The sequence below is a fragment of the Candidatus Finniella inopinata genome (assembly GCF_004210305.1).
Taxonomy (GTDB): domain Bacteria; phylum Pseudomonadota; class Alphaproteobacteria; order Paracaedibacterales; family CAIULA01; genus Finniella; species Finniella inopinata_A.
This window is the reverse complement of sequence record NZ_SCFB01000006.1, coordinates 186,572-198,541: the sequence shown is the minus strand read 5'-3', so window position 1 is coordinate 198,541 and position 11,970 is coordinate 186,572. Positions and strand designations below refer to the sequence as shown.

The window sequence follows — 11,970 nt, the reverse complement described above, 5'->3', positions numbered from 1 at the left end:
ATTTACGTTTAAATATACAGCTAATTTATTAATATATAATTAACAGCATTAAGGGAATCCAACAGAGGCATCCAACAGCCGTTGAGCCATGGCCAATGCTTCTGGGGTGATAGAGCTTCCAGAAACCATGCGGGCAAGTTCTTCAATGCGTTCCTTGGGGGACAAGAAATCTACGGTCGTTTGGTTACCGTCTTCAGCCGTTTTTTTGTGCACACAATAGTGATTGCTTGCACAGGCTGCCACTTGCGGCAAGTGGGTAATCGCCAAAACTTGAACCTGGCTTGCTAATTTGGCTAAACGCTGACCAATGGCGGCAGCGACCGCTCCCCCCACGCCCGTGTCAACCTCATCAAAGACAATCGTTGCTAATCCGCCTTGTCCGGTCAACACAACCTTTAAGGCCAACATCAGGCGGGATAATTCTCCCCCTGAGGCTACCTTATTTAAACTGGCCGGCGCTTGACCGGGGTTAGTGGCAATCAAGAATTCAATTTTGTCCAGTCCAACAGAGGTGGGGGCGCATGGCTGAATCCCGACCTTAAAAACAGCGCTGGCCAGTTTTAAATCAGGCAACTCGGCCACCACGGCTTTTTCAAGCTGATGGGCAGCCTTTTGACGCGCAACAGTTAACACCTGGCAAGCGCTTTCATAAAGGTGCCAAGTTTGATCAACAGCCATCTGGTAAGTTTTTAAATGATCGGCAGCCTGTTCTTGTTGATCCAAAATTTCTTGGCTGGTTTGCCAAAAAGCATGCAGATCATTCACCGGGGTGGCATAACGGCGCGAAAAACCGCGTAGCAGATGCAGCCGCTCGTCCACCTGTTCCAACATCTGGACGCTGTCTTGATCTTGGCTGTGCAGGGTTTTCAAAAGGGCCTCTGCCTCTTGAATTTCAATAAGGGCCCGATTTAATGCCTGGGTGGTTTCTTTTAACTGAGCAGAATCAATGCTGTTAGCGCGTTCCAGGATTTTTTGAATATTTGTCAAAGATGTCACAAGATCAGCTTGATAAAAACCATCTAACGCCTGCTGCACAGCATTGCTGATTTTTCCATACTGGGCCAGGTTTTGGCGTTTATCCAACAGGCTGTCTTCTTCCTGTGGGATCAATTTTAAGGGGGATAAATCGGCCACCACCTGTGTGTGAAAGGCCTTTTGCTGCAGGCCCTGCTGATGGCCCGTCTGATAAGCCGCAAGGTTTTGTTGTGCCGTTTTCCAATCACCATAGGTGTTCTTAATGGTTTCTAAAAAACCCGCCACCAACGGATCTAGCGCTATACAAAAACGATCCAGCAGCTGTTGATGCAAACCCACATCAAACAAACGGTCAAATTGGTTGTGAATTTCCAACAACACATTGCCAATGTCCCGTAAGGTTCGAATGGCCACGGGTTGATCATTAACAAAGGCCTTACTTCGATCGGTACGATGCAAGATACGGCGCAAGATAAGGGCTGGGGTTTCGCTCTGGAGGCCAGATTCTGCTAACAGATTCCATACGGGGTGATCAGCGGATAAAGACTGTAAGTCAAACTCGGCTGTGACAACCGCCTGCTCAGCGCCGTGTCGAATCAGGCCAAGCTCGCCCCGCATGCCAAGCGCCAGCCCCAAGGAATCCAAAAGAATCGATTTGCCAGCGCCCGTTTCGCCCGTCAAAACACTGAACCCGCCTTGAAAGGACAATTCAAGGCGATCAATCAGCACCACGTCGCGAATGGATAGGCTAGTCAGCATGTATAACCCAATTCAGATGATTCTCCGGGATGATGGCGTCAAACCCCTTTCGGGGGCTCGCCATGACAAAGCATCAGTCATTGGATTCGTCGTGGGCACGATCCGCAGCCAATCGCTTGTCCATCTCATCCCTAGCCTTTTGTGCCAAGTCAGTCCGATTCAATCTATCAAACGCACTCGCCGCCTTATTTAAGGACATACTAGAAGATCCATCAAATTGCAAAAACCTTTCCCAAGCGTCTAATTCTAAATTAGGGTTCACTCCTAATTCTTCCAGAATATCCGCAACATATATTAATGCCCCAGAATCTACATCAGGATGTCTTATGATCTTTTGACAAACGTCTGATGTCCAGCTATTAGACTTCGATAAGTGTTTATCTCTATTCACACGCAAACACGCAACAAGGAGGTCAGGTTCAGGATTAGAACTGTCTACTATTACATCCATAAACTTCAAAACCTCATCCTCTGAATCGCCTTCAAGGGCGGATATGAGGTTCCAGTACTGTTCGGCATTTCCAATTTTTAAACGGGCACGAATCTGAAGAGAAATTTGTCGAGGGTTATAGGAGCTGGAACTTGAGTGGTGCCAACCGGAAGAGAGCCCATAATTGCGCATTGTCAAAAAATAATTAAACGTGTGTCTATTCTCAGCATCTCTAATTTTTGCGAGAACAGGCTCGATCTTGCCTTCAGCCTTCGCAATCTTTTCCAGTTCTTCAATAAGGGTCTTTTTCTGTGGGTCAGGCAGAACAGCCAAACGTTTTAAAATACCAGCTTTATCATAATAAGAAATTTGCTGAAGAGACATCATGTTATCTACCAAAGCTTCAACGCCTAAACTAGAAATGGTTACTGATGGACGCCCCGCAAGTGAAAAACATGCGCAGTCTGCAAAATCTACAGCTACCAGGTGACTTTTAAGGGTTTCCAGTCCTATTTTTAGATGAGCAGCAATTTCCATCAATGAGGAGGAGTTAGAAAGACCTGGGAGTGAGTACCTATAACTTATGTAAATATCACGCCATTGAGGGTTATCAATTTTCAATTGACGCGTTCTGTATATGGATTTTAAGATTTTCTCTCTTTCCGCAGGCGTAGCTTCCCTGTCAGAAAGGCCATACTTGCCACCAATAGTTTGGGAAATCTCCAGGGTAATCTTGGACAATTCATCCCCATCATCATATGGAGCAGCGGCAGCGGCAGCACTGGCTGAACATGGAGCAGCGGCAGCACTGGCTGAATGTGGGTCATATGCCGAGGCACCTGAAGATGCGAAGGCGCTGGCTGATGATTGATCCTTAAGCTTATCAGTTAACTCCTTTAATAGCTCAAACCTTTTTCTTTCAAGTCCTTCAAGGTGGTCCATACACGACATATTATCAGGTTTATCGTAGGGGCCTGCATAAACACCACCCACAGTCCCCACAAGAAGGACCATTATATAAAGAAGATATTTTTTCATGATCAAAAAAAGCCTTTTTATAAATTAAAAACTACCCCCAATATACAATGAAAAATCCTAATGTAAAGTTAATATACAGATTGTATTGAATTTTTTTTATAGAATACATGGATGGCCACGCTGCGCTCGCCATGACGGTTCAGAACATTATCCACGCCCACGTAGCCCCCTATTGTCACCCCCGCGCAGGCGGGGGTCCAGTTGTATTGTTTTCTGGATTCCCGCTTGCGCGGGAATGACATCCGATGTTTTAAAAGAACAAGAAAAGGGGAAGAAGCATGTGAATACTACTTCGCCGGACTTGGGGCCACCACAGGTGCTGTGTGCTGTTTCACCAAAGCGTAGCTGTCTTTATACCAATCACTGTTGGGGAAATTATGCCCCAAAACTGCGGCCACTGCCTGCGCCTCGGCCTTTAGACCCAAAGACAGGTAACATTCAACCAATCTGTGCAGAGCCTCAGGAACATGAGACGTCGTTTGGTAACGGGCAACCACTTCTTTGAACCGGTTAATCGCGGCCAGGTGGGCCCCTTGGCTTTGATAATAACGGCCAACGCTGATTTCTTTACCTGCCAGGTGATCATGAATCAGGTCGATTTTGAATTTCGCATCCTTGGCATAAACGCTGGCGGGAAAGCGGTTGATAACTTCTTGAAAAGCCTTCAGCGAATCCTCAGCCGGTTTTTGATCGCGTTCAATAATGGGAATCTGTTCATAGTGACAAAGACCCAACATGTAATAGGCATACGCAACCTCTGGATGCCCAGGGTGCAACTGGATAAACAAATTGAAGGCTTCGACCGATTCGTCGTACTTTTTAGCCTCGTAATAACAATAGGCCGACATCAGCTGTGCTTTTAACGCCCAATTCGAATAAGGGTGCTGGCGTTCAACTTCGGCAAAGGAACGCGCTGCCTTTGTATAGCTTTTTGCCTCGAAATGATCCATCGCGATGTTATAAAGGTCTTCGACTTTTCTGTCGGTGTACAGTTCTTCTTTATCTCCGCACCCGGTCAGGGCAAAAAGCAAGAGGAGGAAACAGGTTATATTTTTAAGACAGAACAATTGAGCCAACGCAAAAGACCCTGATTTTTATAGACTATGTTCCATTAGTAGCACAGGGGCGGCTTTTTGAACAAATAAATTGGCGCCTCTGATCGGCGACCTTGTTTTGAATAATCTTTTTAAATTTATTCGTAATGACTCCACATCCTTAAGACCCTAATGACCCTTTCTTCTTCATCAACCTGATAGACAAGGCGGTGCTGAATATTAATTCTGCGCGAATAGGTCCCTTTTAGCCGGCCCACTAATTTTTCATAAGGTGGGTTATTCTGATAGGGATTCTCTCTCATAATGTCTAAAAGGTTTTTTGCTTTTTCAGCTAACCCTGCCTGTTTTATTTTTTTGGCATCCTTGACAGCTTCCTTTGCGAAATACAATTGAAAGGTCATTACCAACCTAAATCAGATTCGGTAAGCATTTCTTCCAAAGGTTCATTTTGACCTTCAACAATCGATTCATACATTCCCGGAACCGAAAGTAAATAAAGGGTTTCTTGTATCGACTTCCAATCCTCTTCGCTGACAATAACGGCGTTGTTTCTTTTGCCTTTAATAATCGTCGGCGTATGATTTTGACAAACCTGGTCAACGATTTTGTAAAGATCGGCTCTGGCTTGGGTAATGGTTACTGGGGTAATTAAAGGTGTCATTTCTTAACCCTTTTGTTTTTTTAACAGTATCCCATTGTAGCGTACGCTTTAATGTACGTAAAGGTAAAATAACATTTATAAATTGAGACGCTATGATGTTTTCTCATAAGCTTTCAATCCTATAAAAATTCAGCTAAAGTCCCAACTTAGGTGACAGACACCAGGAGAATACGGGACTTTCATGAAAACATATCTTATTCTTGGCATGGGGAAATCGGGCCAGGCCGCTGCTGAATGGTTAAGCAGGCAGGATGCGAAGGTTCTAACCTTTGATGATCATGGGCCCTGTTCTTTGGACCCAAACAACATTCCCTGGGACCAGATCACTGCTGTTATTCAAAGCCCCGGCGTCCCTTTTTCTTATCCTTCTCCTCACCCCCTGACCGCGTTGGGGATGGCCAAGAACATCCCCATCCTGACAGATATTAATTTGTTGCAGCAAGCCAACCCTAAGGCTCAATTTGTTGGCATTACAGGGACTAATGGAAAATCAACAACAACAGCCTTAATTGGTCATGTTCTAAACCACAGTCAACGTGCGTGCGCCGTGGGCGGGAATATAGGGGTGCCTGCCTTATCGTTACCATCATTGGACGAAAACGGGACTTATGTATTGGAGTTATCATCGTTCCAGCTGGAGGTCTCGACTCCCTTAACCCTGGAAGTTGCTGCCTGGCTTAACATCACGCCCGATCATTTAGATCGCCATGGAACGATTGAGGCTTACGTTGCGGCAAAAGAGAAAATCTTTTTAAGTGCCCGCCATGCCGTTGTGAACATTGATGATACCTATTCTTTAGAGGTTTACAAACGCCTTAAAGAGAAAGGGATGGATGTCGTTGGCGTTTCTTGTGTTCAAAAATCAGATATACACGTTGATCAAGGCGTTCTTTACGACAATTATAAACCGGTCTTCGACCTTCGTCCCTTTGAAACCTTGCAGGGATTGCACAATTATCAAAATGCAGCCACGGCCTATGCCGTTTGTAAGCTTTTCAACATATCTGTCGATCAAATTGCAGAGGCTTTCAAAACATTTGCCGGCCTTGCCCACCGCCAAGAAATTGTTGGACATTTCAAAAATATAACCTTTGTGAATGATAGCAAAGCCACCAATGCCGATGCCGCAGTCCATGCCTTCAACCGGTATGCAGACCAGGCTGTTTATTGGATTGCGGGGGGCAAAGCGAAAAGCGGAGGCATCCATTCTTTGAAAGATTTCTTCCCCACGATTCGTCATGCTTTCCTGATTGGTGAGGCACAGTCGGATTTTGCGGCAACGTTATATGATCATACCCCCTGTACTTTATCAGGAAATCTTGATAAAGCCTTAACAGATGCTATTGATATAATCAGCAAAGAAGCACCTGATGAACCTGCCATCGTTCTTTTATCGCCCGCGTGCGCAAGCTTTGATCAGTTTCAAAGCTTTGAACACCGTGGTGATACATTCCGCCATTTGGTTGCTAAAATGTTAGAGTCCTATACATGAGCCCCACAACTTTTTCCAGACGTAACAACAGTGTTTTGGGCAGCTGGTGGTGGACGGTGGATCGTTGGACCCTGGGCGCTCTTTTGGTGATGATCGGTTTGGGCGTATTGCTTAGCTTTGCAGCAAGCCCCCCAGTGGCTGAACGCTTAAACCTGGGTACCTTTTTCTTCGTGAAGCGCCATATTATCATGGTTATTCCGGCCATTTTGGCGATGATTGGTATTTCTTTGCTCACGCCAAAACAAATCCGCCGTTTGGCAGTTTTTGTTTATTTGTTAGGGATCATGTTGTTAATTTTAACCCTTTTAAGCGGTGCCGAAATCAAAGGGGCCCGCCGGTGGTTAATGGTCGGTGGCATTTCCCTTCAAGCCTCTGAATTTATCAAACCCGCCTTCACTGTCCTTGTGGCTTGGATGTTGGCAGAAAAATACCGCGACCCTCAATTCCCAGGGGTTCTGATGTCTATACTGTTATTAGGACTAGTGATTTCACTTTTGCTTTTGCAACCAGACTTAGGAATGACCCTTATTATTTTGACCACGTGGATCAGCCAATTGTTTATTGCTGGCATCCCGTTGTTATGGATGGGGCTATTGGGGGGCGCTGGTGTTGTCGGGCTTGGGGGGGCTTATTTTTTCTTGCCCCACGTGACGCGCAGAATTGACCAATTCCTTGACCCTAATTCAGGCGACCCCCGGCATGACCTTTATCAAGTTCACAAATCCCTTGAGGCTTTTCAAAATGGGGGCTTTTTTGGTAAAGGGCCAGGGGAGGGGATCATCAAGAAAAACGTTCCCGATGCCCATGCTGACTTTGTCTTTGCCGTAGCTGGTGAAGAATTTGGCCTTATCTTGTGTTTAATACTGGTCTGCCTGTTTGCATTTATCGCTGTTCGATCTTTGTCACGGGTGATGCAAGACTCAAGCCTTTTCATTCTTATGGCGACAGCAGGGATTGCCATTCAATTTGGTCTTCAGGCATTTGTTAACATGGCTTCTGCCTTGCATTTAATTCCAACCAAAGGGATGACGATGCCTTTTATCAGTTATGGCGGTTCGTCTTTATTGGCACTGGGCATTAGTATGGGTATATTATTGGCTTTAACACGACGGCGTCATGGGTCGATGGAGATTTTATGAAGCGTTTTTCCTACAAACCCCTTTATGTATTGGTCAGCGGCGGCACAGGGGGGCATTTGTTTCCTGCCCTTAGTTTGTGTCGGAAATTAAAAAACCATGGCCGACAGGTTTATCTTATTACCGACGAGCGCAGCCAAAATTTCAATCATGCGAAAGATTTTGATAAAATTTACCCACGAACTATCCATCGTACTGCCCCCGTAATTGGCCGTTTGATGTTGTACTTATCAATTTTATTTCATTTTTTTTATTGTTATTTCTTATATCGTAAAATAAACCCGACAATTGTCGTTGGATTCGGTGGATATCCCTCGGTAGCCCCCCTTTTGGCCGCACAATTACGGGGAATCCCGACTGTTATTCACGAACAAAACGCCCTTTTGGGAAAAGCAAACCGTTTGGTGGCCAAACGGGCGTATCGGGTCGCCACATCGTTTGAAAATGTTGAATGGGCCCCTGTAAATACCACCCTAACAGGAAATCCCATACGTCCAGAAATCCTGGCCTTGAAAGATGAACCCTATCATGCCCCAGCATCGACTGATCGTTTTAACATTCTGGTTATTGGAGGAAGCCAAGGCGCCAAGATCTTTTCAGAAATTGTCCCCGACGCCCTGGTTAGTTTGCCCTTGGAGTTGCAAAAAAGATTAAAGGTTGTGCAACAGTGTCGTCCAGAGTTTTTGCCACAAACAAAAGTCATTTACCGTCAATCTTTTTTGGATGTGGAATTAACCACGTTTATTGAAGATATCGCCACTCAATACCGCCAAGCTCATTTAGTGATTTGCCGTGCAGGGGCATCGACAATTGCTGAACTGGCTGTGGTTCGAAGACCTGCAATTTTAGTGCCCTACGCTGCCTCGTTGGAGTCTGACCAATCTTATAACGCGGCGCCAATGGTAAAAGCCAATGCTGCCTGGGTTATTAAAGAAAGTGAGTTTACTCCCGAAGTGTTGAGCAGCCTTTTGGAAAAACTTATGTTGAATCCAGACATTCTCACAGCCGCCTCACAGGCGATGCAGGCCTTTAGCAAACCAGATGCCTCGGAAAAACTTGCAAATACTGTTGCAGATGTGATCGGGGATTTGTTAACCTGATATTAACTTTACATTATCTTGACGCCGTTTATGCATATACCTGCCTTTAAAGTACAACATCTTCATTTTATTGGAATCGGTGGCATTGGGATGAGCGGCATTGCCGAAGTCTTGCACAATTTGGGCTATCGGGTTAAGGGCAGTGACATTGCCGATAACTATAATATCCACCGTTTGCAGTCGATTGGGATTGACGTGGTTATTGGCCACCGGCCTCAAAATATCGAAGGGGCACAAGTTGTGGTTGTGTCCTCTGCGGTGCGGGCGGACAACCCCGAGGTTTTAGCGGCGCGTAAAATTGGCATTCCCGTTATTCAACGGGCTGAGATGCTGGCTGAGTTGATGCGTTTGAAAAAATCAATAGCCATTTCTGGTACCCACGGAAAAACAACAACTACATCCATGGCAGCTGCTTTGCTGGATGCTGCGGGCATCGACCCTACGGTCATTAATGGGGGGATTATTAATGCCTATAACACGAATGCGCGTCTGGGAACTGGGGAATGGGCTGTTGTTGAGGCGGATGAGTCTGATGGCAGTTTTACCAAATTGCCCGCTACAATTGGTGTTGTGACCAATATTGACCCAGAGCATATGGAGTTTTATGGAACGGTTGATGTTTTAAACCAAGCCTTTTTGAAATTCATATCAAACATTCCTTTTTATGGTCTGGCAATTTTATGTGCAGACCATCCTGCCGTTATGGCCTTATTACCCCGTATAAATGATCGTCGCTTTGTGACATATGGCTTTGCTGAAACCGCCATGGTGCGGGCTGTAAACTTGCGCCAAACCGCCAAGGGGACCACCTTTGATGTGGAAATGGCACGACCCTTGCCCCTGCAGGCTGCTTTACAAACAACAGATAAGACAGTAACGCCCCTGCCTCGCAAAATAAAAGACCTGTTTTTGCCCATGGTTGGCCGTCACAATGTTCAAAATATCTTGTCGGTTATTGCCATTGCTGATGAACTGGGCCTTGATGAGGGGGTTATTCGTCAGGCGTTTGACACCTTTAAAGGCGTTAAAAGACGATTCACCCACACAGGTACCGTTAATGGCGTGACCGTTATTGATGACTATGCCCATCACCCTGTTGAAATTAAAACAGTGATTGAGGCTGCCAAACAAGCTACGAAATCAGATCAGGGGCGAATTTGGGTGGTAATGCAACCGCATCGGTATAGCCGTTTGCATCATTTGTTTGAAGAGTTTAGCCAGTGTTTTGATGGGGCCCATCACGTTATGCTGGCCCCGGTTTATACCGCCAATGAGGACCCTATTCCAGGGGCAACCTCGGAACATTTGGCCGAAGCCCTCAAGAAGAATAATGTCTCTACCACGCTGTTTTATAATCCGGACGAATTAGCCCGTCTTTTGCAAATGGTGGTGGCGCCGGGGGATATGGTTTTGTGTTTGGGGGCGGGTAACATCACCCAATGGGCTGCGGCGTTACCGGCGCAGTTGGCTAATTTGAACGGCCCTGTTTTAAAGCAGGAACAAGTTGTTTGATAAAACTGTCTTCTTTACCCAGTCTTCCCGCTGTGCGGGGTCGATACGAATTTGACGTTCCGTTGTCGCAATCCACGTGGTTTCGGGTTGGTGGGCCAGCGGAGGTTATTTTTAAGCCAGCTGACCTTGAGGATTTGTGTCAGTTTTTAAGTCAAAAACCATCCAATCTGTCCTGTTATCCTTTGGGGGCAGGGTCTAATGTTCTGGTCGCAGATGCAGGTCTGCCAGGTTGCGTCATTCGATTGGGTCGGACCTTTGCGACCATTGAACAACAAGGGAATCTGGTTATCTTAGGGGCGGGCTGTCTGGATCGAACCGTGGCCTTGACCACCTGTCAATGGGCCCTGTCGGGGTTAGAGTTTTTGGTGGGGATTCCCGGCACAATCGGAGGGGCCATTGCCATGAACGCCGGTGCCTATGGTCACGAGGTCAAGGACCGCCTGCAATGGGTCGAATGGGTTACCCCTCAGGGTAAGGTGGAGCGCATCGCCGCCCACGCATTAAACATGACCTATCGCGAAGGTCATCTGCCAGAAGGTGTGATCGTCACAAAGGCCGCCTTTTTGTGTGATCCCAAGCCATCGCCTGATATTCAATTAACACTGGATGCCTTTTTGTCAGAACGTGAAAAAAGCCAACCCATTCGGGGTCGAACAGGTGGCAGCACCTTTAAAAATCCCCCTGATGGATTAAAAGCCTGGCAATTGATTGATCAAGCCGGTTGTCGAGGTCTTAAGATTGGGGACGCCCAAGTTTCAGAGAAACATTGTAATTTTCTGCTGAACTTGGATGCGGCCAGTGCGGCTGATTTAGAACAATTGGGGAACACCGTTCAAAAGCGTGTTTATGATCAAACCGGCATTATGTTGGAATGGGAAATCATCCGGCTGGGTTAACAAGAAATATCTTATTTGCCCTCCTCCGGGATGACTGCCTTTAAAACACTTACATAATCAAGATTGTGGGCATCCGCTAGAACGCGGGCGGTAAAGGATTCCCCATTAACGGGCGATTCACTCACGGATGAAATGCGCGCCACTGGTAAGCCGGGCGGATAAACCCCTCCAAACCCAGACGTCACTAATAGATCCCCCACTTTTGGTTGAGTGTTCGGTGTTGCCGAGGCGGCTGTATGCAAGACTTTCAGATCCGAATTGTTTTGCCCGCTTAAAATTACATGCTCGCCTGTTGTGGCTATGCGGGCGGGAATTTTGGAACGACTGTCTGTTATTAATAAAACGCGCGCTGTTGTCGTGCCAATTTGGTAAAGACGACCAACCACCCCCTCGGCCGCTATAACCACCTGATTCTTGACCAAGTGACTGCCCGAGTCCACTTCAATTGCCAACGTTGAGAAAGCATCTGTGGGCATACCGAGAACGCGTGTGGTTATAAACTCTTGTTTGTAGGCGGGTAAAGCATTCACCAATTTCCGCAAAGCCTCATTTTCCCTTTGATAGCTTAAAGCCTGATGCTGAAGCATTCGTAACTGTTGGTTTTCCAGGGTTAAAGTCTGAATCTGGTGCTGCAAACTTGTGTGCGTATGCCAATAATTTTTGATGGATGTAAAGGGAGCCTGCACGTAATACAAACTTGTGACCGTCAAGTCAGAAAGCCATCGTTGGCAATTTTGTAGGTAAGCATTTTGTCTGTTGAACAAAAGCACAACAAACACGACCAAAAGCACAAAGCCGATCATGAAACGATGCAAATTCTTGAAGGAATGCCTGAAAAACTTTCCCAAAAAGATAAAGAAAGCCTGACTTCGCCGAAGACCGCTTGCTTTTAAACCAAGAAAGGAGAGGAGCATTT

At 46.2% G+C, this 11,970-nt stretch carries 11 protein-coding genes; 5 read left to right on the top strand and 6 right to left on the bottom strand.

Going from position 1 to position 11,970, the window contains the following annotated elements; all coding sequences use genetic code 11:
- Positions 1-48: 48 nt before the first annotated feature.
- The 5 genes from recN to EQU50_RS05855 all read right to left on the bottom strand — a co-directional run bounded on the left by recN (position 49) and on the right by EQU50_RS05855 (position 4,906).
- Positions 49-1,734, bottom strand: coding sequence for a DNA repair protein RecN (gene recN, locus EQU50_RS05875; RefSeq protein ID WP_130154205.1), 1,686 nt, complete (start codon positions 1,732-1,734; stop codon positions 49-51).
- A gap of 73 nt (positions 1,735-1,807) precedes the next feature.
- Positions 1,808-3,202 (bottom strand): hypothetical protein, encoded by a 1,395-nt coding sequence (locus EQU50_RS05870; protein ID WP_130154204.1) that lies wholly within the window; start codon positions 3,200-3,202, stop codon positions 1,808-1,810.
- Between the two features lie 287 nt (positions 3,203-3,489).
- Positions 3,490-4,269 (bottom strand): outer membrane protein assembly factor BamD, encoded by a 780-nt coding sequence (locus tag EQU50_RS05865; protein WP_130154222.1) that lies wholly within the window; start codon positions 4,267-4,269, stop codon positions 3,490-3,492.
- Between the two features lie 125 nt (positions 4,270-4,394).
- Complete coding sequence (locus EQU50_RS05860; RefSeq protein ID WP_130154203.1) at positions 4,395-4,658, bottom strand: Txe/YoeB family addiction module toxin; 264 nt, start codon at positions 4,656-4,658, stop codon at positions 4,395-4,397.
- Complete coding sequence (locus EQU50_RS05855; protein ID WP_130154221.1) at positions 4,658-4,906, bottom strand: type II toxin-antitoxin system Phd/YefM family antitoxin; 249 nt, start codon at positions 4,904-4,906, stop codon at positions 4,658-4,660. Before EQU50_RS05855 ends, EQU50_RS05860 begins: the two co-directional genes overlap by 1 nt.
- 193 nt (positions 4,907-5,099) lie before the next feature.
- On the opposite strand from EQU50_RS05855, the gene murD reads away from it, so the two are divergent.
- From murD to murB, 5 genes are read left to right on the top strand one after another with little or no spacing between them, the layout of a single operon-like run.
- On the top strand, positions 5,100-6,410 hold the full coding sequence (gene murD / locus EQU50_RS05850) for a UDP-N-acetylmuramoyl-L-alanine--D-glutamate ligase (protein ID WP_130154202.1): 1,311 nt from the start codon (positions 5,100-5,102) through the stop codon (positions 6,408-6,410).
- A complete protein-coding gene (gene ftsW / locus EQU50_RS05845) occupies positions 6,407-7,549 on the top strand; it encodes a putative lipid II flippase FtsW (protein WP_130154201.1) in 1,143 nt (380 codons plus the stop codon). The genes murD and ftsW overlap by 4 nt, the downstream gene beginning before the upstream one ends.
- Positions 7,546-8,646: an undecaprenyldiphospho-muramoylpentapeptide beta-N-acetylglucosaminyltransferase gene (gene murG / locus EQU50_RS05840; RefSeq protein ID WP_130154200.1), complete on the top strand. Its 1,101-nt coding sequence runs from the start codon at positions 7,546-7,548 to the stop codon at positions 8,644-8,646. Before ftsW ends, murG begins: the two co-directional genes overlap by 4 nt.
- Positions 8,647-8,676: 30 nt before the next feature.
- Positions 8,677-10,158 (top strand): UDP-N-acetylmuramate--L-alanine ligase, encoded by a 1,482-nt coding sequence (gene murC / locus EQU50_RS05835; RefSeq protein ID WP_130154199.1) that lies wholly within the window; start codon positions 8,677-8,679, stop codon positions 10,156-10,158.
- The gene (gene murB, locus EQU50_RS05830) at positions 10,155-11,054 is read left to right on the top strand and encodes a UDP-N-acetylmuramate dehydrogenase (RefSeq protein WP_130154198.1); all 900 of its coding nucleotides are present in this window, start codon (positions 10,155-10,157) and stop codon (positions 11,052-11,054) included. Before murC ends, murB begins: the two co-directional genes overlap by 4 nt.
- A gap of 11 nt (positions 11,055-11,065) precedes the next feature.
- On the opposite strand, the gene mreC is transcribed toward murB, so the two are convergent.
- A complete protein-coding gene (gene mreC, locus EQU50_RS05825) occupies positions 11,066-11,968 on the bottom strand; it encodes a rod shape-determining protein MreC (RefSeq protein WP_130154197.1) in 903 nt (300 codons plus the stop codon).
- Positions 11,969-11,970 lie beyond the last annotated feature (2 nt).